Annotated in this window: 29 protein-coding genes and 1 pseudogene; 6 read left to right on the forward strand and 24 right to left on the reverse strand. The window is 60.9% G+C overall.

Going from position 1 to position 24,561, the window contains the following annotated elements; genetic code table 11:
• Window positions 1-2: 2 nt before the first annotated feature.
• The 10 genes from ACRARG_RS18870 to ACRARG_RS18915 all read right to left on the reverse strand — a co-directional run bounded on the left by ACRARG_RS18870 (window position 3) and on the right by ACRARG_RS18915 (window position 7,554).
• The gene (locus ACRARG_RS18870) at window positions 3-1,016 is read right to left on the reverse strand and encodes a TrbL/VirB6 family protein (RefSeq protein ID WP_432691737.1); all 1,014 of its coding nucleotides are present in this window, start codon (window positions 1,014-1,016) and stop codon (window positions 3-5) included.
• On the reverse strand, window positions 1,017-1,451 hold the full coding sequence (locus tag ACRARG_RS18875) for a hypothetical protein (RefSeq protein WP_432691738.1): 435 nt from the start codon (window positions 1,449-1,451) through the stop codon (window positions 1,017-1,019).
• Window positions 1,448-2,215: a type IV secretion system protein gene (locus tag ACRARG_RS18880; protein ID WP_306286047.1), complete on the reverse strand. Its 768-nt coding sequence runs from the start codon at window positions 2,213-2,215 to the stop codon at window positions 1,448-1,450. Before ACRARG_RS18880 ends, ACRARG_RS18875 begins: the two co-directional genes overlap by 4 nt.
• Complete coding sequence (locus tag ACRARG_RS18885; RefSeq protein ID WP_432691739.1) at window positions 2,212-3,324, reverse strand: lytic transglycosylase domain-containing protein; 1,113 nt, start codon at window positions 3,322-3,324, stop codon at window positions 2,212-2,214. Before ACRARG_RS18885 ends, ACRARG_RS18880 begins: the two co-directional genes overlap by 4 nt.
• Window positions 3,321-3,530, reverse strand: coding sequence for a hypothetical protein (locus tag ACRARG_RS18890; protein WP_432691740.1), 210 nt, complete (start codon window positions 3,528-3,530; stop codon window positions 3,321-3,323). The genes ACRARG_RS18885 and ACRARG_RS18890 overlap by 4 nt, the downstream gene beginning before the upstream one ends.
• Window positions 3,527-5,956, reverse strand: a complete 2,430-nt coding sequence (locus ACRARG_RS18895) for a VirB4 family type IV secretion/conjugal transfer ATPase (protein ID WP_432691741.1) — start codon at window positions 5,954-5,956, stop codon at window positions 3,527-3,529. The genes ACRARG_RS18890 and ACRARG_RS18895 overlap by 4 nt, the downstream gene beginning before the upstream one ends.
• The gene (locus ACRARG_RS18900; RefSeq protein ID WP_038070148.1) at window positions 5,895-6,173 is read right to left on the reverse strand and encodes a VirB3 family type IV secretion system protein; all 279 of its coding nucleotides are present in this window, start codon (window positions 6,171-6,173) and stop codon (window positions 5,895-5,897) included. Before ACRARG_RS18900 ends, ACRARG_RS18895 begins: the two co-directional genes overlap by 62 nt.
• A gap of 131 nt (window positions 6,174-6,304) precedes the next feature.
• Window positions 6,305-6,586, reverse strand: a complete 282-nt coding sequence (locus tag ACRARG_RS18905) for a TrbC/VirB2 family protein (protein ID WP_065335126.1) — start codon at window positions 6,584-6,586, stop codon at window positions 6,305-6,307.
• A 16-nt stretch (window positions 6,587-6,602) separates the two neighbouring features.
• Window positions 6,603-7,136, reverse strand: coding sequence for a lytic transglycosylase domain-containing protein (locus ACRARG_RS18910; RefSeq protein ID WP_432691742.1), 534 nt, complete (start codon window positions 7,134-7,136; stop codon window positions 6,603-6,605).
• Window positions 7,137-7,239: 103 nt separating this feature from the next.
• Window positions 7,240-7,554, reverse strand: a complete 315-nt coding sequence (locus tag ACRARG_RS18915; RefSeq protein ID WP_040181319.1) for a hypothetical protein — start codon at window positions 7,552-7,554, stop codon at window positions 7,240-7,242.
• Window positions 7,555-7,686: 132 nt separating this feature from the next.
• Between ACRARG_RS18915 and ACRARG_RS18920 the strand changes: the two genes are divergently transcribed.
• Complete coding sequence (locus tag ACRARG_RS18920; RefSeq protein ID WP_040181322.1) at window positions 7,687-8,265, forward strand: hypothetical protein; 579 nt, start codon at window positions 7,687-7,689, stop codon at window positions 8,263-8,265.
• On the opposite strand, the gene ACRARG_RS18925 is transcribed toward ACRARG_RS18920, so the two are convergent.
• From ACRARG_RS18925 to ACRARG_RS18980, 12 genes are all read right to left on the reverse strand, one after another.
• Window positions 8,259-8,459: a hypothetical protein gene (locus tag ACRARG_RS18925; protein WP_037210192.1), complete on the reverse strand. Its 201-nt coding sequence runs from the start codon at window positions 8,457-8,459 to the stop codon at window positions 8,259-8,261. The two genes, ACRARG_RS18920 and ACRARG_RS18925, sit on opposite strands and share 7 nt — an antisense overlap.
• Window positions 8,460-8,535: 76 nt before the next feature.
• Entirely contained in the window at window positions 8,536-8,721 is a 186-nt protein-coding gene (locus ACRARG_RS18930; protein WP_227513933.1) for a helix-turn-helix transcriptional regulator, read from the reverse strand.
• Window positions 8,722-9,068: 347 nt separating this feature from the next.
• A complete protein-coding gene (locus tag ACRARG_RS18935) occupies window positions 9,069-9,338 on the reverse strand; it encodes a hypothetical protein (RefSeq protein ID WP_432691743.1) in 270 nt (89 codons plus the stop codon).
• 16 nt (window positions 9,339-9,354) lie between these two features.
• Window positions 9,355-10,701 carry an ISNCY family transposase gene (locus tag ACRARG_RS18940; RefSeq protein WP_432691744.1) on the reverse strand — a complete coding sequence of 449 codons (1,347 nt, stop codon included), beginning with the start codon at window positions 10,699-10,701 and terminating at the stop codon, window positions 9,355-9,357.
• 111 nt (window positions 10,702-10,812) lie between these two features.
• Window positions 10,813-11,646 carry an MBL fold metallo-hydrolase gene (locus ACRARG_RS18945; RefSeq protein ID WP_240672155.1) on the reverse strand — a complete coding sequence of 278 codons (834 nt, stop codon included), beginning with the start codon at window positions 11,644-11,646 and terminating at the stop codon, window positions 10,813-10,815.
• A 138-nt stretch (window positions 11,647-11,784) separates the two neighbouring features.
• A complete protein-coding gene (locus ACRARG_RS18950) occupies window positions 11,785-12,351 on the reverse strand; it encodes a biotin transporter BioY (RefSeq protein WP_074838768.1) in 567 nt (188 codons plus the stop codon).
• A 49-nt stretch (window positions 12,352-12,400) separates the two neighbouring features.
• Window positions 12,401-12,769, reverse strand: a complete 369-nt coding sequence (locus tag ACRARG_RS18955; RefSeq protein WP_074838771.1) for an acyl-CoA dehydrogenase family protein — start codon at window positions 12,767-12,769, stop codon at window positions 12,401-12,403.
• Window positions 12,770-12,845: 76 nt separating this feature from the next.
• Window positions 12,846-15,926 (reverse strand): efflux RND transporter permease subunit, encoded by a 3,081-nt coding sequence (locus ACRARG_RS18960; protein WP_283984061.1) that lies wholly within the window; start codon window positions 15,924-15,926, stop codon window positions 12,846-12,848.
• Between the two features lie 31 nt (window positions 15,927-15,957).
• Complete coding sequence (locus ACRARG_RS18965; RefSeq protein ID WP_276154497.1) at window positions 15,958-17,079, reverse strand: efflux RND transporter periplasmic adaptor subunit; 1,122 nt, start codon at window positions 17,077-17,079, stop codon at window positions 15,958-15,960.
• A 13-nt stretch (window positions 17,080-17,092) separates the two neighbouring features.
• Window positions 17,093-17,644, reverse strand: coding sequence for a TetR/AcrR family transcriptional regulator (locus tag ACRARG_RS18970; RefSeq protein WP_224769550.1), 552 nt, complete (start codon window positions 17,642-17,644; stop codon window positions 17,093-17,095).
• Window positions 17,645-17,716: 72 nt separating this feature from the next.
• The gene (locus ACRARG_RS18975; protein ID WP_036540318.1) at window positions 17,717-18,319 is read right to left on the reverse strand and encodes a TetR/AcrR family transcriptional regulator; all 603 of its coding nucleotides are present in this window, start codon (window positions 18,317-18,319) and stop codon (window positions 17,717-17,719) included.
• Between the two features lie 237 nt (window positions 18,320-18,556).
• Window positions 18,557-18,910, reverse strand: a complete 354-nt coding sequence (locus ACRARG_RS18980) for a winged helix-turn-helix transcriptional regulator (protein WP_224556225.1) — start codon at window positions 18,908-18,910, stop codon at window positions 18,557-18,559.
• Window positions 18,911-19,042: 132 nt separating this feature from the next.
• Here ACRARG_RS18980 and ACRARG_RS18985 point away from each other — a divergent pair, with 132 nt between their 5' ends.
• The 5 genes from ACRARG_RS18985 (at window position 19,043) to ACRARG_RS19005 (ending at window position 22,413) form a co-directional block, all read left to right on the forward strand.
• Window positions 19,043-19,450, forward strand: a complete 408-nt coding sequence (locus tag ACRARG_RS18985; protein WP_157802081.1) for a DoxX family protein — start codon at window positions 19,043-19,045, stop codon at window positions 19,448-19,450.
• 63 nt (window positions 19,451-19,513) lie between these two features.
• On the forward strand, window positions 19,514-20,329 hold the full coding sequence (locus ACRARG_RS18990) for a DODA-type extradiol aromatic ring-opening family dioxygenase (RefSeq protein WP_037931959.1): 816 nt from the start codon (window positions 19,514-19,516) through the stop codon (window positions 20,327-20,329).
• Window positions 20,330-20,337: 8 nt separating this feature from the next.
• The gene (locus tag ACRARG_RS18995; RefSeq protein ID WP_037931962.1) at window positions 20,338-20,835 is read left to right on the forward strand and encodes a luciferase domain-containing protein; all 498 of its coding nucleotides are present in this window, start codon (window positions 20,338-20,340) and stop codon (window positions 20,833-20,835) included.
• A gap of 28 nt (window positions 20,836-20,863) precedes the next feature.
• On the forward strand, window positions 20,864-21,760 hold the full coding sequence (locus tag ACRARG_RS19000; protein WP_037931965.1) for an SDR family oxidoreductase: 897 nt from the start codon (window positions 20,864-20,866) through the stop codon (window positions 21,758-21,760).
• 20 nt (window positions 21,761-21,780) lie between these two features.
• Window positions 21,781-22,413, forward strand: a complete 633-nt coding sequence (locus tag ACRARG_RS19005; protein ID WP_027238702.1) for a glutathione S-transferase family protein — start codon at window positions 21,781-21,783, stop codon at window positions 22,411-22,413.
• A gap of 101 nt (window positions 22,414-22,514) precedes the next feature.
• On the opposite strand, the pseudogene ACRARG_RS19010 reads toward ACRARG_RS19005, so the two are convergent.
• Together ACRARG_RS19010 and ACRARG_RS19015 are read right to left on the reverse strand one after the other, a co-directional pair.
• Window positions 22,515-22,835, reverse strand: a pseudogene (locus ACRARG_RS19010) (IS3 family transposase); the annotation flags it as partial.
• 23 nt (window positions 22,836-22,858) lie between these two features.
• Window positions 22,859-24,220 carry an ISKra4-like element ISUnCu19 family transposase gene (locus ACRARG_RS19015; RefSeq protein ID WP_076612408.1) on the reverse strand — a complete coding sequence of 454 codons (1,362 nt, stop codon included), beginning with the start codon at window positions 24,218-24,220 and terminating at the stop codon, window positions 22,859-22,861.
• Window positions 24,221-24,561 lie beyond the last annotated feature (341 nt).

Below are 24,561 nucleotides of genomic sequence, written 5' to 3' on the forward strand. Positions count from 1 at the left end.
CATCAGGGTTTGCGGAAGGATTTGGCGGCGGAGAGAAGCGCGCCGGGGCTTTGACGGATCATCTCGCCGGTCTTCACCACGCCCGCATTGGCCATCTGGTTCAGCTCGTGTGGGGATTTGCCGGTGACGAGGCGGGAGGTCGCGCCGGTGCCGTATTGGCGCGTGTTCACGAACCCCTGCCGCGCAAGGCCGGTCAGGCCCACGGCGTTCGACGCAATACCCACCACGCCGGTGAGGTTGGAGGCGATGTAGGGAACGGACGCCATAATCCCAGCACTGAGGATCAGGATCACGAGGAAGGGCAGGATAAGGCTGACGGTCTCGACATCGCCGGGATCGGCGGAGGCGTCCCCGATCGCTTCGGCGATGGCGACGATGATGCCCGCGGCCCCGGCGGCCGCGACGGGCATGAGCGCATAGCCGATGGTGGCGCGGGTCCAGGCCTCGAAGAGGGAATGGGTCGGTTTGAAGAGCGAGGTCACGATCATGAAAGGGGCGATGACGATCATCAGCGCGAAGACGATGCGGGCGAAGGCGATGATCCCGGCGGTGACGGCGGCGAAGACGGCGGAAAGCACGAAGAAGATCGCACCGAGGACCGCGCCGAAAACCCAGCCCGCGCGGTCGCCGATCGTGTCGCCATAGGCGGTGATGCGGGCGACCATGTTGTCGAGGCTCTCATAGACCCCGGCCTCGTCGCCCGACCCGGTGAGGGCTAAGATGGAGGCGCCGATAGAGTCGGGGACTTGTGTAACAATGCCATAGATGACGCTGAAATTGTCCCAGCTCTGCGCGAAGATCCCGACCAGTGCCACCTTCATCCCGAAGGCAAAGCCGGTGCCGAAGGGCAGGGGACGGAGTTGCATGACCGCGTTGACCCCGAGAAGCACGACGAGGAGCGCGGCCCCGGCGGAGATCACGTCGCCGACGGCACCCGCCGAGGAGACAAAGCCGTCCTGTGCCACGGTATCTACCGCGGCGTCGACCTGGCTCAGGATGTCGCGAATGACCCCCATCTATTCCGCACAGACCTCCGCAACTTGCGCCTCGAGCGCGTCGGCTTGGGCGTAGAGATCGAGCACCTTGAACGGCAGGCGCGGGTTGTCCGAGGTCTGAAACCGGGGCAGTGCGTCAAGCGCCTGATCCCAGGTGAACTGGTCCAGCAGGCAGGTGCAGGTTTCCGAGGCCAGCGCCTCTTCGGCGATCAGGATGCGCAGGATCGCGCGGTAGCCATTGCGCAAGTATGCGGTCTCGGCGATATCCATGGGGGGTTTTGGGACGCGGCACGCATCGTCGTCCTCTCGTGCGATCTCCATAGAGGTGAAGGGCCGATCCTGACCTGATGCCGCGTCAGGCAAGACAAGGAGGCCGAGCGGCAGGGCAAGCGAAAGGCTCAGAAGTCCGGCTTCCATCAGGGTGAAGCGGCTCGTGGTAAGCTTGGAGGTCCTCATGGATCCACCGCCATCGAGCGGAACTTGCGCTCATCCGCGAGGGTGGCTGCATCGACGACGCCAAGCTGGCCGGCACTGACGCCCTGGGCCGCTTCCAGCCGCCAGATCTGGGTCAGGATGATCCCGAGCTCGGCGGTGACGCGGGTGTTGAGATCGACCGCGGACTTCAGCCCGTCCTGATCGTCGATGAGCCCGACCATGGTCTCGAGCCGCTCAAGGCTTTGCCCGGCTTCCTCATGGCTTTCCTGCGCCGCGACCGACAACATGGCGCTGGCCCCGGCGGAAGCGGCGATGCGGTTGTCGGCAGGCTGATCCGATCCCGAAAGCGTGCTCAGTCGTTCCGAGGTGAAGCCGCTGCCTGAAAGTACGCGCTCGACCGAGGCCGACAGTTCGGTACCGGGATTGAAGCCGCTCAGGAAATCGCCGCTCGCCAAAGACTGCGCGGTGTTGAGGGGCGCGACCAGCTTACCACGCAGCGCGCGGAACTCTTCGACCGTGGCAAAAAGCTCGCCCAACCCGCTGCCCTCAATGAGCGAGGTCAGTTGCGCCTCGAGGTTCGTCAGCTGCGACAGCTGGGTCTCCAGTTCCAGCCGCATGGTGGCGAGCTGCTGCATCTGGACGTTCAGATCCTCAGCCATGTGTTCGAGCTGCGCCACGAGTTGACCAAGCTGCGAGCCATCGAAGGTTGGTACGCCCTGGGCCGTTGCGGGCGAGGCAAACCCGAGTGTGGTGACCGTGGCCACCGTCAGAAGCAGGTGTCTCATTCGGGAACTCCCATCTGCATGAAGTCGCGCTCGGCCAGCCGGTCGGCGACGAGGTGTTGGGCGTAGGCCGCCTCACGTTGCTGGTTTGCCGCCATCAGCCGGACGCGAAGGTTGAGGATGCGGCCGATCTCGGCCTTGGCGTAGGTGTTGAGTTCCCAGGCCGCCTTGGCATTGGGTTGGGCATCGATCTGCAGGATGATCGCGCGGAGGCGGTTGATCACTTGCTCGGTCGTGGCGGAACTGTCGGCGGCATAATAGACGCCCGCCTCGGAGATGCTGGCATATTCGGCCAGCGCAAAGTCCGAAGGCGAGAGCGTGCCGAGCGCGTCGGCTCCGCCCACCACGGCCAGGTATTCGTTGTAGAACTTGGAGATGTTGCGGACATAGCCTTGGGTCTCAGTGAAGGGCGGCACGCCACCGTATTCGATGACCCGGCCGGGGCCCGCGTTATAGGCCGCGAGCGCATGGGGGATGTTGCCGAAACGGTTGAGCTGCGTGGTGATGTAACGTGCGCCGCCGCGGAGGTTGTCTTTCACGTCATAGCGGTCGACTCCAAGATCGGAGGCGGTGCCGGGCATGAGCTGAGTCAGGCCATAGGCCCCGACCGGGCTTTGGGCGGCGACGTTGAATCGGCTCTCCTGCTTGATCAGGGCCTGGAAGAGGCAGCGCCACTGGGTGGCCGAGAGACCCGCGCGGGCCACGCCGGGGGCGCCTGCGAACTCGCCGGCGACCTCGACGATCATCATCTCGACCGTCTCGCGGCCCTCGCCGAAGAGGCGGCTGTTCATCGGGCTTGGATCGGTGTTCGGATAGACCGCAGCCACCCCGAAATCCGCATTGCCCTCGAGCGCGCGGATATCGAAGCCGGGTCCGGTGATGGCCGCGGTCATCTCCTCGAGGACGCGCAGCTGGTCGGCCTGGACATCGGCCAGAGTGGACTCCGTCCGATCCTTGTCCTGCTGGACGCCCAGATCCTCGGCAAGCGCCGTTACCCGCGCTATGGCGCGGCCGATCGCGGAATTGTCCTGCGTCGGCACGCCTTGGGCGAGCGCGGGCAGCGCACCGAGGCCGAGGCAGAGCCCGGCGGATATGATCGCGGCACGGCTCATTCCGGACGCGGCAGGGGCTCGAAGCTGCAGTCAGACTTTGCAGCCTGCTGGACCGGAGCGCCCATGGTCGAGACCGAAAACGCGGACCGTGTCACCTGCGGCTCGCCATTGCGTCCGAAGCAGGGCGAGGTCTGTTCGGTGTATTTTTCGCAAGCCGAGAGAAGGCCAACGGCGGCGCAAAGCACGAGGAGAGGTTTCGAACTCATATCACATGTCTCCAGAAATCGGGATTGGCGCGCCAATCGGCGGGCACGCGGGCCTCGCCGGTGGCGCCGCCGCCAAGGATGGGAAGGAGGTTGCCGAGGGCGGAGAGGTCGGCGTCCACAAAGACGCTGTCGCCCGCCGAGCGGACAAGGGCGATGCGCTGGCCAATGGTGGGCTGGACAAGGAGGGCGGCCTCCTTGGCGTTCACGCGCAGGAAGTCGTAGTCCGAGATGGTGGCGCGGTCGTTGGGGAAGAGGATCTGCGTCGGCACCGTCTCGACGATGGTCTTGCCGACGCGGCTGTCGCGCAGCTGGCTCGGATATTGCGTCATCATGATCACGACGCAGTTCATCTTGCGCAGCGTCACCAGCCAGTTTTCCAGCCGCGCCCCGAAGTAGGGATCGTCCAAGAGCTTCCAAGCCTCGTCGAGCACGATGATGGTGGGGCGGCGATCCTCGACCACGCGTTCGATCTGGCGGAAGATATAGGAGAGCACGGCCATGCGTTCGGTGGTCATGTCGAGGATTTCGGTCATGTCGAAACCGATGATGTCGGAGGCCAGTTCAAGCCCGGCACCCTGTTCCGGCTCATCGAAGACCCAGCCATAGCGGCCGCCCGGGGCCCATTCGGCGACGCGGGACTGCAGCTCGCCATCGTCATCGAGCGATTGAAACAGCGTCTCGAAACTCGCGAAGCGCCGGAGTGAGCCCTCGGCATGGGCATTTTGTGAGACCGCGCCTTGGATGTGTCGTGACTGCTCGCCCGTTAGGGTTCCATTGCGTGTGAGAAGTGTCGCAAGCCAATCCGAGAGCCAGGCGCGGCCACGTTCGTCGATTTCGGTATCGAGCGGGTTCAGGCCCGTGGGCACGCCCGCGCGGATCTCGTTATAGCGGCCACCGAGGGCGCGCACGGCCATCTCGAGGCCGCGATCCTTGTCGAAGAAGAAAAGCCGCGCGCCGACCCGTTGCGCTTGGGCTGCGAGGAAAGCCGTGGTCAGTGTCTTGCCGGTGCCGGTGCGTCCCAGAACCAGCGTATGGCCGACGGTCGGTTCCTTGCCGGGACTGCCCGCCTCGTGGAAATTGAAGCGATAACCGGAGGTGCCGACCGTCGGCAGGACCGAAATGGTATGACCCCAGGGCGACTGGTCACGTCCGCGTCCCTCGACGCTGCCATGAAGCGCCGCGAAATCCGCGAAATTGATCGAGGAGATCGGCGTCTTGCGCGCCCGGTAGCCGAAGTTGCCGGGCGATTGCGCGAAGTAGGTGACTTTCAGCGCCATGTTCTCGCGCACGATGACAGACATGATCTCCTGGCCCACGCGTTTGATCTGGGCGGCGGCGCGTTCGAGCGTGTCGCGGTCTGGGGCATAGACGGCGATCGAGAGGTGATGATCGCCAAAGGCGATGCGCCCCGCCTCCTGGTCATCGGCGGCCTGACCCAGCTGTTCGCGCAGGGAGACGGCGGCATCGTCGGAAGCCTGCATCTGGCGGATGATCCGCTGTATCCGCTCGGCCATAATATTGTTCGGGATCGGGCTGAAGGAATTCGTCAGCACGAAGTCGAGCGGCAGGTCGAGCGCGTCGAGCAGCGTCACATCGGTCAATGCCGGGTAGGTCTTCATCGAAAAGAGCGCGCCGTATTTGACCTGACCGGTCACGGCGTCGGTGAGGGTGACAACGTCGCCGTCGAAGGTCGCGCGGCAATTGCTCAAGGTATGCGAGAGGGGCAGGGCGCTTTGCCCGAAGGCGATGGGGGAGAAGCTGCCTGCGTTCAGCGTGTTGAGGTAGCCCAGCCACTCGCCGCCCGATTTCGTGAGCCTGACGGGGTTGGCCGAGGCAAGCGCAACCTCGAAGAAGCCCATGACCTCGTTCAATTCCTGCATCCGTGTCGCGCGGTCCTTGACCCAAGCCTTGCGGGCCAGCGCGCGCAGGAGCGGAATGCGCGCCGAAATGTCGGGCCGCCTGATGACGCTGAGATAGAGCTGGCGCTTGGCCGGTCGCAGGTCTTTGACATGGGCCTGCCAGCGCGCGTCGATCGCGGCTGCGAAACTGTCTCCCTCGATAGGGCGCATGCCGAGATCCTGCGGCACGGAGATCCGGTGGACGTAGAAACCGAAGGCGTTGCCGGTCTGGGCGACGATGGCTGCGACCGCGCGTTTGAGCGCATCGAGCCGGGCATCCTCGGTGGTCATCGGGTTCAGCCCGTCGAGGCGCAGGGTCGCCAGGAGATCGCCCTCGCGCAGGACCATGACATCGTCATCGGCGAGGGCAAAATACGGCAGGTGTTCGGCGAGATAGCTCTCCCGCGCGAACGCCCCGCCGCCCGCTTGATGCAGGGCTGTTCCGTGAGTGGAAAGAGTGCCTGCATCAAGCGCCAAAGCTGTCGCCCCCGTGCAGGGCCCGGTTCTTCGTCGGGCGCACCGATCCATAGGAGACGCGCAGCACTTCGAAGAAATGCGGCTCGCGGTCAGCGACGAACCAGAGGATCGGATAGGCGACGAGACCAATCAGGAAGAAGACCATCGACTTCGTCCAGATAAACGGCAGAACGACCCCGGTCGCCAGCACCACGAGGTATCCGACAGGGAGGCCCAGATACTTGGGCGGACGGGCGAGGCCCAGAAAGAGGGGGGATCGCTCTGCCATTTAGTGACTTTCCCGCTCAGCAAAAGGCGGGCATCCGGAGGGCAACTCGAGGCAGCGTTTGCGCAGCACAACGCGTTCGAGTTGACCGCAGGATTCCGTTTTGCGGGAAAGACACAGTGCTTTCCCGCTCATCAGGAGAACCCATCCACAATCGTCCCGGCCGAGAAGATCAGCACGATCCCGATAATAACCGAGGCAAACCAGCCCCAGTTCAGCCGCCCCATCATGCACATGAAGCCGGTGCCGATCACGGCGAGCGTGGCGACCGCGATCCCGATCGGGCCGGTCAGGGCGGCCTCTACGGTTTCCAGCATGGTCTGGATCGGCGACAAGTCCTGCGCGAAGGCGGGCGTTGCGAAAGCCGCCAGGGTTGTGGCGACAGGCAAGAGGCGGCTGAGGCGATGTCGGAGCATGCGAAGTTTCCTTGTTTTACTGAAGATCGATGAGGACGGGCGCGCGGGCTGGAACACCGTCTGCGACGCGGATGTCCGGAGCGGAAACAGGCTTACCTGCCAGCCGGGACCGGATCCGATGGATGCGCGCGATATAGTCGCGGGTCTCGGTGAAAGGCGGGACGCCTGAATACTCGATCACGCGGTGCGGCCCGGCATTATAGGCTGCGAGCGCCAGGTCGATGTCCTTGAACGTGGCGAGCTGCGCGAGCAGATAGCGCGCCGCGCCATCGAGGTTCTGGGAGGGATCGCGCGGATCGACTCCGAGGCCGCGGGCCGTGTCTGGCATCAGCTGGCCGAGACCATAGGCGCCCTTGGGGCTGACGGCAGTTGGGTTGTAGCTGCTTTCGGCCTCGACCAGTGCTCGGAAGAGGAACTGCCAGTCGTCGGCATCGAGGTCGACCTGGCGCAGGGCACGGTTCCCCTGGTGGCGATCAGCAGTCGTCCGGATCAGGGAGAGGATGTCGTCGCGTCCGGACGGCGGCGTGGCGACCAGCGAGGCCAGAACCACTTCGGCCTCAGCGCTATCATCCAGCCCCGCCCAAGCAGGCCTCGCGCCGTGGAAAGTCCAGCCCGAGGTCCGGGCCGTGCCGTCGCGACCGAAGGCGATGACGTCAGCCGCGCTCCTCGAGGGTGATGCTGTAGTCAGGACCAAAGCGCAGATCGCGCCCGTCACCGAACTCGAGATGATGTTTGAAGAGCCCCGGCCATATGTTGAAATACCGCGGCTCAGGTCCGTGTGGGGTAATCCGGGTCGAGACCAGAATGGCTTCCGGCTCGCCCGCGCGCAGGTAGATGCACTGGTAGCGCGGCTTGCCATCGTCCGTGAACCCCACGAGTTCATACCGGCAGCGGAACGCGATGCCTTCTTCTTGAAGGTCTTTCACACCATCGATGGTGATCAGGATCTGGTTGCGCGCTATCGGCATGTTCGGACTCTCCCCACGAGAGCCCTTCTACTTCACGACACTAAGGCCATAAAGACATATAGAGTCAATACGACATATTGCAGAAAAAAACAAATTGCACGATAGTTGCCGCAACTTTTGCGGGAGAGTGACATGAAACGGCAGGCGATGGCGGCGATAATCGGGGTGTTTGGTGCTCTTGGGGTGCCGGTGAAGGCGCAGGCCTATGATATCGACTGCGCCATCATGCTCTGCATGGCGGGTGGTTTCCCACCGAGTGCCGTCTGCGCGCGGGCCTATCGCACGATGATTCGTCGGATCACACCCTGGCCGAGCCTGCCGCCTTTCGGGGTCTGCACCTTTGCCCATGTGCCGGTCGAGCTGGGTGGGCCCGGCGGAGAGGGCGAGCTCGATACAAACTTGCCGGAGTATGAATGGCTGAACCGCACTCATGTGATCTGGTTCACCGGGCGCTCCTACGAGCCGCGCGACGAACCGCGCCAGTGGGACTGGTCGATCCGCTCCTGCGATCGCGAAAACCGGACCTGCCGCTACATCCAGCGGGTCTACGGTTCCCACACGCCCTGGCCCGCGACATTCGTCTCCGAAAGCGGGCAGGAAATCGCCTACCCGACCAGCGGAGGCCTATGGCACTTCTATTCCCGCAGCATCATGGTCGAATACGGCGACTACGAGGGCAACATGGGCCACTCGGAGTGGTTCTCCTACTGATTCGGATCGCCCGATGCCTTCAGAGAAATGGGGCGAAGCTCGGCAAGGCAGGTATCATAGCCATCAGGATCGACATGCCAGCGGCGGCTCACCGAGCCATCATTCCAACGGTAATCGGTGAACAGGTGAATCTCCTGCGCACCGTCGTTCAGAAACCCTTCCTGGAAAGGCCAGCCTGTCTTTCTCTTCGCCATGTAACCGCGCCACTCGTACCGTTCTTGCCGTTCTGTCTTTCGTAATCGGGGCGGGATCAAAGCCTCGGGAAGCGGATTAGCGCTTCGCGAAAAGCTCTTCGGGATCGACGTTTAGCGCCCGGGCGATGCGTTCGAGAAGATCGAGGGAGGCTGCGAACTTCGAGTTCTCGAGCCTGCCCATGTGACCGCGGCTTACGTTGGCCTGATGAGCAAGCGCTTCCTGGCTGAGGCCGCGGGCGCGTCTCAAGTCCTGGATGTTCAATGCTACACGGTCCCGCAAGTTCATGCCCGCGAAACGGACACGGTGCACGAAATATCGCCACGCGATATATGTTACATTCGAAGATGAGGGAGCAGAAAAATCGAAAATCAGTGCTTAGAGACAGAGGACCAATGTGCATGCAGTTCCGGGTACTTGGTGTTGCAAATGCTACTAGGGCGAGTAGCGATGACCGTCAATACACCATGACACGAAACAGCGTCATGTAAACGCCATTCAGAAATGTCACTGGCTGTGCAAAGCAGAAGTGTCACCCGAGGCCCTGAGGGTGGCAAGGCTTAGCAGCCCGGAGACCTCATATATCGTAGGGTTGGTCGGCCTTGCGAAGGTCAGTGGAAAAGCTGGCGTTTTTCTTTTTTGGTGAGGAATGCAGCGAGGCCTTCTTCATGCAAGGTCTTTTCAAACTGCTGCCATGCCAGGCCATCAGCCAGGAACGGGTCATCGAAGACGGTAGACGTGCCGAACTCATTGACGACTTCCAGAATCCAACCAGGATCGATGTCGCTTTTGTAGATATCGACCGTCAGAAAATGGCCGTCGACCTCAACGTCGGCACACAGATCGGACATGATGATCTCGGGTTCTTCTTCAGCATTCATAGCGTCAATTCTGAGCTTATTTTGCCGCCTGCACAATCGTCTTTTTGGTGCGTGATCCGGAGGGGCGGCCGGGACGTCTGCCGTTTGATTTATAGCCCATCTTCTCAGAATTTGTCCTGACTGGATATTTTGGCGGTGCCTTATCTTGCATCTCTTTGATATGCTCGAGCACGGCACCAAGGCGCTTGTTGTCGGTGATGGCCGCATGGGTCACGCGCTGATCCATATCGAAGATTTTGTAGGGCAGGGATCGGCCTTTTGAGCGGACTTCGAACCGCCCATCCACGAAGGCGTAGGTGTCGACGTATTTGCCAACCAGCCCGCGTGTCACATCGCTTTCTTCCAGCATGATCCGCTTGCGGTCATAGGAAAACGTCAGCTGCTTGCCGACATAACGTGTATCGCGCCAGCATAGCACATCATCAAGCCGATCTGGTTCGACATTTAAGGCGCGGTGTAGGTTATCAGGCTTGGCCGGAACTTTGGCGAATTGAGCGTTGAAGCGTTCTCTAAAGCCTTGCAAATAGGCGTTCCCAGCCTCCATGTCCGAGATACCAGCAAGGCGTAGTTCTTTGACCAAACGATCCTGCAATGTGCGGTTGGCGCGTTCGACGCGGCCCTTGGCCTGAGAGCTGTTGGCGCATAAAATCTCAACGTTTAACGCGTTCAGCGCACGCCCAAACTGGGTCATGCGCGCACCGCCTTTGGCGTCGTCCTTGGCCACACGGAACACAGTGTGTTTGTCGCTGTAGAAAGCAACAGGGCGACCATGTGCGAGCAGATAGCTTTCCAGTGCTTCGAAATAGCTGAACGTACTCTCGGACTTCACGAACCGCAGTTCCATGAGCGTGCTGGTGGCATCATCAATGAAGACGAGCAGGGTGCAGGGCTTATTCCGATCCTCGAACCAACGGTGATCTGAGCCATCAATCTGGATCAACTCACCAAAACATTCCCGGCGCAATCTGGGCTGGTGAAACCTGCGGCGTTGCTTGCGGGGCAGCCAGATACCGTCGTCTTGCATCCATTTGCGCAGCGTCTCACGCGAGACTCTGAACCCGTGATGTTCAGCCAGCATCTCGGCGGCCAGCGTCGGCCCGAAATCCGGATAGTTCTCTTTGATCAGTCCGAGCGCATAATCCCGTTTGGCCTGATGGATCAGGTTGTTCGGAGACTTCCCACGCGCCTCATGCCGGATCGCCGATGCGCCATCCTGACGATACCGCTTCAGCAACCGGAATATCTGCCGACGCGTCAGATCTAACATGTTCGCCGCGTTGTCGACGCTCAGCCGACCATCATCGACCTGCGCCAATACTTCCACACGGTTCAACTCGCGCTCGCTCATCATCACCCATCCCATGTCCGCTCATCCTCACATCGTTTTGCGAGGAGAGTGACACTTCTGCTTTGCTCACGGGTGACATTATCGCTTTGCGGCCACAAGCGTCAGTCACGCATAATTAAGTTTATGTTAATTTACCCTCCAGATCCCTTCTTCCTGAGCCACTCGCGATTCAGAAAGAAGTTTCTGTAAATGAGCCACAACATTCCTTTCGGCGGCCATTGCAATATGCGGGTCAGATTTCTTGTAGACTGAAGCGGCGATATTCTGGACTGTATCGGAAGTATTTAGGAGATGCTTGAGGATCTGGGTCTCGCGGCGCATCCGGTTGGCAAGTAACCGTTCGATGTAAGGGCGCGGATCCTGGAGTACGGGCCCGTGACCCGGCAGGCAGATCCTATCGTCGCGATCAATAAGCCGTTGAAGCTGGTCGCAGTAATCACGCATGTTGCCGTCAGGGGGGCTGACGATCGAACTGTTCCAACTCATCACGTGGTCGCCCGTGAATAACACTCCATCCAGCCTCGCAAAGCAGAGGTGATCGCTCGCGTGACCGGGTGTGTGAAGGACAGTAAGACCGGCAATCCTTTGCCCGTCTTCCAAAAACCCGTCGGGTTGAAATGCATCGTCTGGAAAGGCACGCGAAACATAAACGGGCAGACCTGTCCGTTCGCGCAATCCCGGCACGGCACCGAAATGATCGGAATGGTGGTGTGACACTAGAATTCCGGCCGGGTTGCCTCCCAGATTCTCGACAATTGCTTCGAAATGTGCACTGTCTTCTGCTGGACCCGGATCGAGAATGAACCGACCGTCAGGTGTATCAATGATGTAGCTGTTCGTCCCGTGATAGGTCATCTTCCCGGGATTGCTCGCAACGATCCTCAGGATTCCCTCGGCCACCTGTTCTGCACGCGCGCGACACGGTTCCGGCTCTGTGTGAAACATGCTGCGTTTTGTCATTGAATACGACCACTTTCTGACAGTGAAAAGTCTGGGACTTGCAAAGCCGCCTTTTGCTTTGCATAGCTTTGGAAGCCTCGGGCTGGCGTCCAGCGCCGGTCAGAACCGGCGCTGGAACAAGGCAACAAAGCCCAGCAGTCAAGCGTGACCCCGATTATGGAAACCTGTATACAGCACTACAGCAATTGCTGCCTTCGTCAGGTCTCCAAGCAGGAACGGGTAAAGCCCGGCGTTCAGCAATTTTTCGCCATAGCCGACAAAGCCACCCAACCAGAATAGCCCTGCGCAATACATAAGTATCGAACCGGAGAGGACCGCTACAGATGCTCTGATTGAAGGCGGAAGCCCTGCCAGCTTTTGAACCATCCATCCTGCAGCCGCCGCCGCGAGCGCAAACCCAATCAAGAATCCGCCAGTGGGACCCGCAAAATAGGCCAGACCCGCCGGTGCGGGAGGCGTGCCAGCGAAAACCGGCAGGCCAAACAGACCTTCCAGAAGGTACGCAGCGACAACTAGACTACTGCGCACCGGCCCCAGGAAAAGGCCGAGACCCAAGACCACCAGGGTTTGTGTTGACATCGGTACCGGGTAGAACGGCACCGCGATTTTGGCGGATAGTGTCAGAAGTATTGTGCCGATGAGTATTATTGAGATCTCTCGGGTCAGTCTTGCGACCGGTTGGCGTTGAGTGGCTTCCAAATTCATCTGTTTCGTCCTTGTTTCTGTAGATCGTTGATTTGCTGGATAGGGAAGCTCACATGCGCTTGGCGACTTCTTCCAGCATGACCTCGCTCGCACCGCCGCCGATGGCCTGAACACGGGCGTCGCGCGACATGCGTTCAACCGGGGTTTCGCGCATATAGCCCATGCCGCCGTGAAACTGGACGCAGTCGTAGAGCACGCTGTTTACCAGTTCGCCGCAATAGGCCTTGACCATCGAGACCTCTTGCACGCAATCGTGGCCCGCCGCGTCCAGACCTGCGGCATGATAGACCAGCTGCCGTCCCGCCGCGATCCTCGTCTGGCAGTCTGCCAGCCGCTGGCGCACCACCTGCTTGTCCCATAGGACACCGCACGAGGCGCCCTGGGATCGTCGGACTCCCGGAGCTTCGCGACGATCCACTCCGGTTTTGTTTTTTCTGGGCCATTCCGCTATCCTCAAATTGGCTCGAAATCCTATTTTAGGGAGGATCGTTGTGTCAGGCGGTCGCCGCTAGGCCGTCCGACTGTGCGTCCCGTTTCGGTGGCCGTATCCGGAACAGAAGCGCATAGAGCACCGGAACCGCGACGAGCGTCAGGACCGAAGCAAAGGCGAGGCCGCCCATGATCGTCACCGCCATCGAGGCAAAAAACGCATCGGGCAGAAGCGGAATCATGCCAAAGATCGTCGTGCCGGCGGCGAGCACCACAGGGCGAAGACGGCTGACTGAGCCGTCGATCACCGCCTTGTAATCGGGCACACCCTGTGCACGTAGAAAGTCGATCTCTTCGATGAGAACGATTGCGTTCTTCATCAACATTCCCGAAAGCGACAGGAAGCCGAGCAGGGCCGTAAATGTGAAGGGCAGACCGGTGAACAGCAACCCCAGGACCATGCCCGTCACGGACATTGGCACCACGAGCCACAGGATCAGCGGTTGGCGGACTTTGTTGAACATCAAAATCGAAATCGTCAACATGACCAGGAAGCCCAGGGGAAGCTGCTTGCCAAGCGACTCCTGAGCCATCTGCGCACTTTCGAATTCGCCGCCCCATTCCATTGCATAACCGTCGGGAAGCGGGATGGATTCGATCTCGGTGCGGACGCTTCGGAATGCCTCATCCGCGGTGAGATCGCTGCGGGCACCGCCGAGGGCGGCGATTGTCCGCTCTCGGTCGCGCCTGTGAATGAGTGCCTCGACAAGACGGGGATCGAACCTTTCGACGAGGTTGGCCATGGGGACATAGGCCCCTGCCCCGTCGGACCATACCGACAGGTCACGAAGGCGGTCGACCCCGTCGCGTTCGTTCTCGGGAAGCCGGAGTTGGATCGGGATCAACACGTCGTCCTCGCGCAGGTCGCCAACGCGCAGTCCGGACGTTCCATAGCGGATGGTATCCGAAATCGCTCCGCGCGTCGCGCCGGCCAGCCGCATTCGTGCCTCGTCGACGACGGGTTCGACAAGGATTTCACGCTGCCGCCAATTGGTGCGCGGATTGGTGATGGTTCCTGCCTCCTCGTATATCCTGATCGCATCATCCGCGAGCTGGCGCAGGACGACCGGATCGGGGCCCGAGAAACGAACTGCAACATCGGCACCGGCCGGCGGTCCGAACACGATTTCTTCGACACGGATCAGAGCGTGGGGGAATTCGGCTGGCAAATCCCGGTTGAGCCTGCTCGCGATCGCCGGGATCGTTGCGGCGTCCGCAACCCGGACGATGAGCTGGCCATAGCTGGCATCCGCCTGTTCCGGATTGTATGTCAGCATGAAGCGGCTTGCCCCCCGCCCTACGAGGGCCGTTACCCCGGTCACAGCATCCTCATCCAGAAGTATCCGCTCAAGCCGCAGCATCTCTTCGTCGGTCGTGTTGATATCGGTTCCCTGCGGCATCTGGAACTCGACGTAGAAAATAGGCGTGTTCGAGGCGGGGAAGAAGGCCTGCTTGACCTGGGCGAAAGCCATGACCGACCAGACGGTGATCCCGATGATCGTCAGAACGACCGGGATGCGGGCGCGCAGCGCCGTCCACAGAACCCCGCGGTAAATCCCGTAGAACGGGCCCTTGTAGGGATCGTCCGAGGTGTTCTTGGGGGCCTTGAGCAGCAGCTTGCCAAGATACGGCGTGACCGTGACTGCCAGAACCCAGCTTGATAGCAGCGAAATGGCGATCACGGCGAAAAGCGAAAACAGGAACTCGCCCGTCGCATCGGGCGACAGCCCGATACCGGAAAACGCCATGATCCCGATAACGGTTGCCCCCAGCAAGGGAATGGACGTCGAGGATTCCGTCTCGGCCGCCGCGTCTTCCGCGCTTTTGCCACGCGCCATGCCGATCACCATGCCTTCGGTGATGACGATGGCGTTGTCGACCAGCATACCCATCGCGATGATCAGGGCGCCAAGGCTGATCCGTTCCATCTGTATCCCGAACACCGACATGAAGAACAGCGTGGAGAAAACGGTAAGTCCGAGGGTCGCGCCCACCACGAGGCCGGCGCGCCACCCCATGGTCAGCATCAGGGCACCGACCACGATCGCGACCGACTGTCCGAGACTGACGAGAAAGCTTGAAACGGCTTCGTCCACCACGACATGCTGCTCGTAGATCGGAATGATCTCGACACTTTCGGGAAGCTCCGACTTGAGCCGTTCCAGCCGCGCTGAAACCTCCTGGCCGACAGCGACCACGTTTCGGTCCGTCAACGCGGAAACGCCAAGGGTGAAGGCCGCCTTGCCGTTCTGCCGGATGATCTGGCTGGGCTGTTCGGCCGCCTCCCGTGTGACGGTGGCGATGTCGCTGACGGCGATCTGGCCGACATTTCCGGCCGTGCCCAGCCGCAACTCCTCTATGCCTTCGGGGCTGATATAGCCCGGCGGAACGGACAGGCCGATGCGGGCGGGGCCCTCGGTGATCTCGCCGTTGAAGAACACCTGGTTTTCGTCTGCGAGAATTCCCAGGATCTGGGTCGGCGGAAGGCCCAGTTTCTCGAGGCGTGCAGACGGGATCGAGAGGGTGATCACCTCTTCGGAGAGGCCTTGAACCTCGGCCTTGGCGACGCCATCGACAGTGACCAGCCCGAGCCGCAGCGTCGTGGCCAAGTCCCTTTGCTCCGATGGGCTCAGACCTTCGGTCGTCACCGCATAGAACATGCCATAGACGTCGCCGAAATCGTCATTGATGATGGGCGGTTGCGCCCCTGCCGGAAGATCCCCCTCGATATCACTGATGCGGCGGCGCATCTCGTCCCAAACCTGCGGGATCTCGTCCGGGCCATAGGTCATCTCGATCTCGACGGTGATCTGCGCCATGCCCGGCATCGATTTCGATTCCACCCGGTCGAGCTGCTTCATCTGCTGCAGCGCGTTTTCGACGACGTCTGCGACCTCCTCTTCAACCTCCATTGCCGTGGCGCCGGGATACGGCACGAAGATGAGTGCCGTCTTGAGGGTGAAGCTCGGGTCTTCAAGGCGGCCGACCGTATTCAGCCCCCAATAGCCGCCGAGAACGCAGAAGATGATGGTGAGCCAGACCGCCACAGGACGCTCGATGCTCGCTCGTGTGATGCTGAGTGCCATGTTTTTATTCTTGTCCTGCCGAAAACCGGGGTCAGAGCCCAGAAACTGTCACGGTCTGATTGTCCCTGAGCCGCCACCAGCCGCCGGAAACAACCAATTCATTGGCCTCCACGCCATCCTGAACGACGATCTCGTTGTCGATCGGAAGGCCCAGACGGACCGTCCGACGCTCGACCTGGCCGGACGTTTCTTCGTAGATCCAGATGGACGGTTCGGTTCGGCTGGTCGTGTCCACCGCCGAAACCGGAACGATCACGGAGCGCCGGCGATCTTCCTCAGCGGCGATGGAGATGCGCACATCCGCGGTCATTCCGGGCAAAAGACGCGGGTCGATATCACCCGTGATCGCAAATTCCACGTCGTAGGTCTGCGCCGTCCGGTCGGCATCGGTCGCAAACGAGCGAAGCACCAGAGGCGCGGTGTAACCCGGAACAGCCGGAAAAGTTGCAACGATCTCGAAGGCATCGGGTGCCGACCGCGCAATGGCCGCAAGTTCCTCTGGCAGGGAGATCACGAGCCGCATCTCGCTGACATCCTGTAGACGCGCGACAGGCGCGGTCGACGTGACGTTGACATATTCTTCAACGAAGGTGCGCGCCACAATCGCGTCGAATGGCGCGACGATTTTCGTTTGGGACAGGCGCCGCTCGGCCTCGCGGAGCGCGACTTCTGCCTGGAAGAACTGCGCGCGGGCCGTGTCGAGGCGCGCGTCGGACGCCACGCCACGATCGGCGAGGCCCGAGGCGCGCGCGAGTTCGGAATTCGCCAGGTCGTAGGACGCCTGAGCCCGGTCGACGGCGAGTTCGAAATCGATTTGGTCGAGCTCCGCGATCACCTCGCCCTCGCGAATCGTGTCGCCGGGCTCAACCTCAAGGCGAATGATCTGCCCGGGTATCTGAAACGCAAGGTCCACCGTTCGAGCAGGTTCAACGCGGCCTGCAACGGTGCGAGACTGACTTACGACGCGATTGAGCGCACGGGTCACTTCGACCGTGACTGGTCGCTCCACGTTCGCTGCAGGCCTTGTATCGACTTCTGCCTCCAGGGTGTCCGTCGCGGTCTGGGCCAGCACATCGGTCAGGAACGGCGAAACAAACGGGACGGCAACGGCCGACACGGCCGCTACCGCAATAACAAAAACGATCCGCTTCAAACTTCGTGTCTCTCTATTCGAGTTCATTAATCATGGCCCTCAATTGCTCGATGACGCGTCCCCTGAGATCCGCGCCACCGTCGGGAAGGCCCAGAAGTTTCTGGAACCGAAGTCCCTGGATCGCTAGGACGACAACCATAGCACCCGGAGTGTCTTGTGTGTCGGACAGGATACGCTCAAGGTCGCCGGTCAGTTCAGCCCGTAGCGGATCGAGCAGCCGCGGATCTGACGCGGCAGCCGCGAGAATCGCCATCGAGAGGTCGTCATCGACGGCTCTGGCTTGCACGATTGCTTCCAGGTGCCCACGCAGGGTGCGGGATCTGCGATCTTCCGGGACTGATGCCAGGCGTTCGTGATGTTCTGCGAGCATCTCATCAAGCAGCCCGGCAAGAAGCGCTCTCTTGGTCGGAAAATTGTATAAGACCCCGCCTTTACTGAGATCGGCCTCACGCGCGACGGCGTCGATCGTAATCTTTCCCGCGCCCTCTCTGTGCGCAATTGCCCGCGCAGCGCCGAGGATCCTTGGTGACGCATTCTTTGCCTGCATTTTGGATTGTATGGTCATTATTCACTGTCCATTCGGCAATTTTATTGAGAGATTTGGAGCACTGCCCCGTTGTCGGAAAGCAAGGTCAGTTCAGAGCTCTACTCTATGTCCGCTCCCGTAGAGTCGCAGGAATGCAGTGACTGCATCGGCCGCATGCTTGTCCCGCTCGACTGTTCTTTGCACGGCCAGCAGGCGTGGCATCAACAGTCCAGAAACGCAAAGATGTATGAAGTGATCCGCAACACGCGGGGGGTTGTCGATCTCAAGCGCGCCTTCCCGGGAAAGGCGTTCCAGAACTTTACTGATGAGTTCGCGTGCCCGTTTCGGTCCGGCACGAAAATACACCTCCCCGACCTCGGGAAGCATCTCGGTGGCACCGATACACGTCCGCAGAAGGCGGATGTAGGTTTCGTCCAGAACGAGATCGATCATGCGCAGGGCAAGTTTTTCCAACTGGGCGCGCGGCTCGGGACCTGCGGACAAGGGTCGGAGGATCTCTTCCGCAAGCCGACCGCATTCGGATTCCACGACGCTCAGAAACAGCTGCTCCTTGGTCGGGAAATACGAATACATTGTTGCCTTCGACACTTTCCCTTCGGCGGCAATGGCATCGACGGTGGCGCCTTCATAACCGCACCGGAAGAAGACCTCCCGCGCGCCGAACAAAACCTCGGCCATTTTTCTCTCGCGCATCTCGCTCTTCCTGTCCTGTGCAGCATTGCGGGATTTCAAACTTGACTGTACCGTCTAGTCGGTACAGTAAATTGATTTTTATGTGGCGGCAAGCCGCAAACCTGGGCGGATCGTTCGGAGTGAGTGCCGCCTGTCAGGCATACCCAACGCGGCTTTCAATTCGTCATGAGCTTCGGGCCGTGCTCCGTTCGCGGTGCTTTCTGGCGCGGGATTATTCCGCGAACAGGACGGACGTCATCATTCCGCCGAGCGTGCCGTCCCGTCGAAAGCACCCTCCGCCTCCCAGCGGCGTGCAATGGATCCAAGGGTGTCCAGCACACCGCGCAGCTCCGCGCCGCGTTCAGTCAGCCCGTATGTGACAGCGGGCGGGATGGTCATGGCCTGCTCGCGCCAGACCACGCCGGCATGTTCCAGCATTCTCAGCCTCTCAGTCAGGACCCGGGTGGAAATTCCAGGCACCAGCCGTTTGGTCGCGCCGAAACGCTGTGGACCCTGTTCGGACAGAACCCAAAGGATATAAATCGTCCAAGGTCCCGTGATGACACGCAGCAGCGCCTCCATCGGGCAGGAAGCTGGTTGGACGCTTTTCATTGTGGATAGCCCTCGCAGCCCACGAAAGTAAGTTACTTTTAAGTGCCTACTTTAACTGATGAAGCAAGGCACCTAATGATACTATATGGAAAACGGCAGCCTAACAACCCGCCGAAAACCGGGAGAGCGGCAGTGAGTGACAACGTGGCAAAATATGTCTACTGGATCGCGACCGGCCTTGTGGCATTGGTCTATCTGGGTGCGGCGGCCTTCTACATCTCATCCCACGACATGGTCGCGGGCATGTATCGCGAGGTGTTGGGCTATCCCACATACATCATCTGGCCACTCGCAATTTTGAAGATCGTCGGTGCCGTTGTGATCCTCTGGCGCCCTTCGGCGGTGCTGGCAGATTGGGCCTATGCGGCAATGTTCTGGCATCTGGTGCTCGCCTTCGGGGCCCATGTGGGCGCAGGCGATCCGGGTTGGTCGCCGGCTCTGGCGACCTGGGTACTCCTGATCGTCTCGTGGCTGACCGCCAATCGCGTGCGTGCGGTCAAGTCGGCCTATGCACCGGCAGTTCCGGCAGCGCCAATCTGATCTGCTGCGGAGTTGCCACGGGGGTGCCCATAGCCTCGGACTTGGGTTTAAAAGGACGACAACATGACTGAAAAGCAGCCGACATTGTTTGTTCCCCATGGGGGTGGCCCCTGTTTCTTCATGGACTGGAACCCGCCTGACGCCTGGGATCGGCACCGCAAATTCCTTGAGGACTTGCCTGCGAGCCTGCCGGCAAGGCCCAAGGCGCTCCTCGTGATCTCGGGCCATTGGGAAGAGCGGGTCTTTACCTTGCAGACCAACCCCGCCCCGCCTCTGCTGTTCGACTATCAGGGATTTCCGCAGCATACCTATCAGCTAACCTGGCCCGCGCCGGGCGAGCCCGCGCTGGCGACCCGCGTACGCGCACTTTTAGAAGACGCGGGATTCCAAACCGGGGCCGATGCTGCGCGTGGCTTCGATCACGGGGTATTCGTTCCACTAAAGGTGGCTTTTCCTGAGGCCGACATCCCCACCGTCCAATTGAGCCTGCGCGACGATCTCGACCCCGAGGCGCATCTTGCCGTCGGTCGCGCGTTGGCGCCCTTGCGCGACGAAGGGGTGCTGATCATCGGATCCGGCAATACCTATCATAACATGGGCAAGATGATGCGGGCGATGAGGGGCGGACCGGACGGCCCGGTGAACGGCGGAGACTTTGACCGATGGCTCACGAGTGCGGTGACCCATGAAGACCCCGCAGTGCGCCATGCCATGCTGGCCGAGTGGGATCAGGCGCCCGGCGCACGCGATGCCAATCCGCGCGAGGAACATCTGATCCCGTTGCACGTCGTGGCCGGGGCTGCGCTTGCGGATCGGGGGGAGAAGACCCTCGAGGATCACGTGTTGGGCGCGGTCGAAAGCGCGTTCAGATTTGGATAGGACCAACCATGAGCTTCGAACTTCCCCCGCGGCAGGGCCCGCGCCCCGACACCACCGATTGCGCCCCGCATGAGCAGGTGTCGCAGAACTCCTCGGCAGAGATCCACGCATTTTTCAAGGAGAAGGCCTTCGCCCTGCCCTTCGTCGAGCGCTGCCGGTCGGGCATCTCGGTGCCCGGCGCCGAAGCACTGGTCTTGCCGGTGGCGCATGCCTGCGGCCCGCGTGAAGCCTTCATGATCGGACGCGAATTTGCCCATGTGCATCCCTCCTATGACGGTTCGTCGCACATGATGCTGCCGCTGGCGGCGGTCGATGAACTCATCGCCAAGGGATGGGGCGAACCGCACCCGATGGCGTCGGCCGGACACATCCCGGCAAATGCCGTCATGGCCTTTGCGCCGCGCGATGGGTCAGAGGTCGACGTCATGATCAAAATCCTGACAACGAGCTGGGACTTCGCCCGCGGCAAGCTGGCCAACCCCGCGCAGGTTCACATCCACGGCTGACTCTCTCTCAAAGAACAGGAATACGCCCATGGCAAGCTTTCAGAACGGACCATTTATCGTCACAGGCGCCTCCGGCCAGCTTGGACGCCAGGTAATCGATCAACTGATCGAGGCGGGCGCCGGTCCGATCATCGCGGTCACGCGCAACGCCGACAAACTCGCCGAGTTCAGGGACAAGGGGGTGGATGTTCGCCAAGGCGATTTCAACGCGCCCGAAACACTGGGTCCGGCCATCGCGGGCGGCAAGCGGATCCTGATCATCTCCACCGACGATCTGGAGCCGGGCAAACGGCTCGCGGCTCATTCCAATGCGATCACCGCCGCACGCGAGGCGGGTATCGACCACATCGTCTATACCTCGCTTGCCAGCCCGGTACCCGAAAGCCCCATCACTTTCAGCAAGGATCATCAGAACACCGAGAAGCTGATCGAGCAAAGCGGCGCCAGCTACACGATCCTTCGCAACAACCTTTACACGGATCTGTTGCTTATGAGCGGACCGCAGGCGATCGACATGGGGCAGCTCTTTGCCGCGGCAGGGGACGGACGGGCGAGTTACGTCACGCGCGCCGACTGCGCCCGCGCCGCCGCTGCCGCGCTGATGAATGCGACCGACCGCGAGGTCCTGGACATCACCGGGCCCGAATCCACCGGCCAGGCCGATATCGCGGCGCTTTTGTCGGACATCGCCGGCAAGGACATCCCCTACGTTCCGATGCCGGCCGAAGACATGGTGCAGGCGATGATCGCAAATGGCCTGCCCGAGTTCATGGCGCGTGTTTTCGTCTCTTTCGACCAGGCAATCGCCGAAGGCTACCTTGATGTGGCCAGCGACGATCTCAAGACGCTCACCGGCAAGTCCGGACAGTCGGTTACCGATTTCCTGACCGAAAACCGGGCGGTGCTTCTTCGGGCGCCGCAGTAACTATAGAGGCGGACAAAATCATGAAACTCTACAACGCGAATTTCTCGCCCAATGCGCTGCGTGTGCGGGCGGTGGCACACGAACTGGGCGTGGACCTCGAAATCGTCCAGGTCGACATCCGGGCCGGGGACAACCGCGCGGCGGAATTTCTCGCTCGCAATCCCAATGCAAAGGTGCCCGTTTTGGAGGACGGGAATTTCGTGCTTTGGGAATCCCGGGCAATTTGTGCCTATCTGGCGGGGCTTCGGCCCGAGGCGGGCCTCTATCCTGAGGGCCGCAAGGCGCGGTCCCTCGTCGATCAATGGACCTGGTGGCAAGCGATCCACCTTGGCCCGGCGATGCAGAAATTGTCCTTTGAGCTGTTTCTCAAAGAGAAATTCGGCATGGGCGATCCCGATCCGACTGTGGTCGAAGCGGAACGAAAAGCCACAGATCAGTTCCTTGCCGTTCTGGAAACCGGACTCGACGGCAAGGACTGGATCGCAGGCGCACTCAGCCTTGCCGACTTCTATCTTGCGACCACCTTCATGTATCGCGATCAAGCGGGGATTTTACTGGACCAGTACCCAGGAGTTGCGAGTTGGATCGACCGGCTAGAAGCGCGTGACAGCTGGCAAGAGGCTGTGGCACCCCTAAGGGCGCTTTTCCGCTGACGTCGTGATCCAGGGGGTAACATACCCCTGACGAGTGCCGAGGTTGACGATACGGTCGGCCGTTGTCATCGCTTTGATCTGATCGTGGGTCAGAAAGTCAACTGACCCAGCCTCCCGATCAGGTCATCCAGTTCGCGGATCATCCGCTCACCTGACAGTGAGCGATCCACCACAGTGGCCGCCAAGGCTTCGCGCGTGCAGTCATCCACGATGCACAACACACGGAACCTTTGGCCATTAGCAAAGGCATCGGACACGAAGTCCAACGACCAACGCTGATTGGCGCGATCCGGCACTAGGATGGGCCTGCGCGTACCCAGTGCGCGTTTGCGTGATCACCTGCGGCGCACGGCCAGCCCTTCCTCGCGATAGAGACGGAAAAGCTTCTAATGGTTCACTTCAAAACCCTCTCTGGCCAAAAGGGGGAGTGGACAAAACATGGGGGTCATGCGGCGCGTTTTCTGTTTGCGACGGTCAGCCGACCATCGAGAACTGCGGCCCTTGTGACGGCTACTCGGTGAGCCCCTTTGGGCGACCACCGCATCCTTCTGCGCTTTCCCATGCGGGCATTGGCAATGTCATCGACTGATCCTTCGGCACGAGATGACGAGATGGGCAGCCCGTTACGGTACCGTCGGCCATAGTCGACAAGGGATTCCATGTTGTTCGCGAGATAGGTGTACAGTGTCCCGCATCGGGCCTGCACACGAGCGGCAGCGGTGCGGACAGCCAGAGGTTCTTCCGCAAGGCGGGTGCAATCGTGCATGAGCCATCTCAGATAAGTTTCCGCGACCCGTGCTCTGCCATGCCACAGCCACCAGCGAAGGCTTTTCGCGGGGCGCTCGAACAGCACCGGAATTCCAGTGAATCCCTGTGTCTGGACCAGACCCTGAACGGCGGCCTCGACATGTCGAATGCGCATCGAGATGTGCCACCAGTCGAGGATGTGCTTCACCTGGCCGTCGCCACCCATGGCATTCCGTATGAGGTTCGGGAGAGCAAGCTCGCCATCAGAGATTACCGTCAACAGACGGCCCGGCTTCCATCCAAAGTCTGACAGCTCTTCTCGCATCCGGCTGCCTGGCGATGCCGTCGCATTAGCGACCAAGCCAAATCGTCGGCACATATTGCGACTTTCAATCTTTCCGACCACAATATCCAGGTGTCGCTGCTGATACTCCGGTCGACAGCGGATATGCGCACCGTCCAGAAAAACCGTCAAACCACCTTTGGGCGGTGTTTCAACGGGATCGCCTGATGCCCTTCGATTTTTCTCGAGCGCAGTGGCTACTCTTCCCAACCGGTCACGCACCGTGGTGTGATGGGGCGGATGGCAGGGGAGGAAGCTTTTCATCAGCCGCGCGGCTTCGCGAAAGGAATGCCGGGACCCGAGTTCCGCATGGAGCCGCTGCAGCTCCGGGGTAGCCCGGTCAGGAAAGAAATGGGCCAGCGGAGAAATAGGTCCGCCGGGCATCGCCGCTGACCTGGCATCACAAGAACAGCGGCGCAAGCGCGCGGCTTTGACCCGAACCCGCCCAAAGAGCGTGTCGAGATCGCGCGTGCGATAGTCATGAATGGCACGAACCGAGGCGCACTCCGGGCATACGCGGCTTTCTCGGATGATTTCCTCAACCTGATCGCAAAGAATTGCCCGCTGAATCTGTTCGACAACCCTCTTCCCATCCTCAAGGCGCAACCCGATCCCGTCTGGACAGGTCACCCGGTAGGGTCGTGAAATGCCGTCAAGCTGATGAGTGCGCTTCTCCCCGTTGTCGAAGGTAGTTTCGATTGTAATCCGTACGTCCATGGCAGCCCCACACGCAAAGAACTCACCTTAGCACGGGCCGCAACGACGAAGATGACCCCCATGTTTTGTCCACTCCCCTGTAGTTGCTTGTCCCCATGGTCGCCTCCTCGGCTCAAAGTAAGGAGGCAAAGCGTCTACAAATCTAGGGGCACCTCATTCCCGATCGCATCATGGCCAGGCAATTCAAAGGCCCGCGCATGAGGTTGCTGGCCTTTGCCACTGGAAGCGTTCACTGAGAAAGCCGGAAAGACAAGCATAAGGGCGGCGGTGCAGATTATCAGGAAATTCATAATGCTCGGCTACCTCCGTAGCGCTTGATTTTATTGCCTCAAAGCGTTGGG

Origin of the sequence: Pseudooceanicola profundi (assembly GCF_050897955.1) — a bacterium.
GTDB lineage: Bacteria > Pseudomonadota > Alphaproteobacteria > Rhodobacterales > Rhodobacteraceae > Pseudooceanicola.

Coding starts and splice junctions, on each gene's coding strand:
- ACRARG_RS18870 (WP_432691737.1), bottom strand. CDS start 1,016: ATGGGGGTCATTCGCGACATCCTGAGCCAGGTCGACGCCGCGGTAGAT.
- ACRARG_RS18875 (WP_432691738.1), bottom strand. CDS start 1,451: ATGAGGACCTCCAAGCTTACCACGAGCCGCTTCACCCTGATGGAAGCC.
- ACRARG_RS18880 (WP_306286047.1), bottom strand. CDS start 2,215: ATGAGACACCTGCTTCTGACGGTGGCCACGGTCACCACACTCGGGTTT.
- ACRARG_RS18885 (WP_432691739.1), bottom strand. CDS start 3,324: ATGAGCCGTGCCGCGATCATATCCGCCGGGCTCTGCCTCGGCCTCGGT.
- ACRARG_RS18890 (WP_432691740.1), bottom strand. CDS start 3,530: ATGAGTTCGAAACCTCTCCTCGTGCTTTGCGCCGCCGTTGGCCTTCTC.
- ACRARG_RS18895 (WP_432691741.1), bottom strand. CDS start 5,956: ATGGATCGGTGCGCCCGACGAAGAACCGGGCCCTGCACGGGGGCGACA.
- ACRARG_RS18900 (WP_038070148.1), bottom strand. CDS start 6,173: ATGGCAGAGCGATCCCCCCTCTTTCTGGGCCTCGCCCGTCCGCCCAAG.
- ACRARG_RS18905 (WP_065335126.1), bottom strand. CDS start 6,586: ATGCTCCGACATCGCCTCAGCCGCCTCTTGCCTGTCGCCACAACCCTG.
- ACRARG_RS18915 (WP_040181319.1), bottom strand. CDS start 7,554: ATGCCGATAGCGCGCAACCAGATCCTGATCACCATCGATGGTGTGAAA.
- ACRARG_RS18920 (WP_040181322.1), top strand. CDS start 7,687: ATGAAACGGCAGGCGATGGCGGCGATAATCGGGGTGTTTGGTGCTCTT.
- ACRARG_RS18925 (WP_037210192.1), bottom strand. CDS start 8,459: ATGGCGAAGAGAAAGACAGGCTGGCCTTTCCAGGAAGGGTTTCTGAAC.
- ACRARG_RS18935 (WP_432691743.1), bottom strand. CDS start 9,338: ATGAATGCTGAAGAAGAACCCGAGATCATCATGTCCGATCTGTGTGCC.
- ACRARG_RS18940 (WP_432691744.1), bottom strand. CDS start 10,701: ATGGGATGGGTGATGATGAGCGAGCGCGAGTTGAACCGTGTGGAAGTA.
- ACRARG_RS18945 (WP_240672155.1), bottom strand. CDS start 11,646: ATGACAAAACGCAGCATGTTTCACACAGAGCCGGAACCGTGTCGCGCG.
- ACRARG_RS18950 (WP_074838768.1), bottom strand. CDS start 12,351: ATGAATTTGGAAGCCACTCAACGCCAACCGGTCGCAAGACTGACCCGA.
- ACRARG_RS18960 (WP_283984061.1), bottom strand. CDS start 15,926: ATGGCACTCAGCATCACACGAGCGAGCATCGAGCGTCCTGTGGCGGTC.
- ACRARG_RS18970 (WP_224769550.1), bottom strand. CDS start 17,644: ATGACCATACAATCCAAAATGCAGGCAAAGAATGCGTCACCAAGGATC.
- ACRARG_RS18975 (WP_036540318.1), bottom strand. CDS start 18,319: ATGCGCGAGAGAAAAATGGCCGAGGTTTTGTTCGGCGCGCGGGAGGTC.
- ACRARG_RS18980 (WP_224556225.1), bottom strand. CDS start 18,910: ATGAAAAGCGTCCAACCAGCTTCCTGCCCGATGGAGGCGCTGCTGCGT.
- ACRARG_RS18990 (WP_037931959.1), top strand. CDS start 19,514: ATGACTGAAAAGCAGCCGACATTGTTTGTTCCCCATGGGGGTGGCCCC.
- ACRARG_RS18995 (WP_037931962.1), top strand. CDS start 20,338: ATGAGCTTCGAACTTCCCCCGCGGCAGGGCCCGCGCCCCGACACCACC.
- ACRARG_RS19000 (WP_037931965.1), top strand. CDS start 20,864: ATGGCAAGCTTTCAGAACGGACCATTTATCGTCACAGGCGCCTCCGGC.
- ACRARG_RS19005 (WP_027238702.1), top strand. CDS start 21,781: ATGAAACTCTACAACGCGAATTTCTCGCCCAATGCGCTGCGTGTGCGG.
- ACRARG_RS19015 (WP_076612408.1), bottom strand. CDS start 24,220: ATGGACGTACGGATTACAATCGAAACTACCTTCGACAACGGGGAGAAG.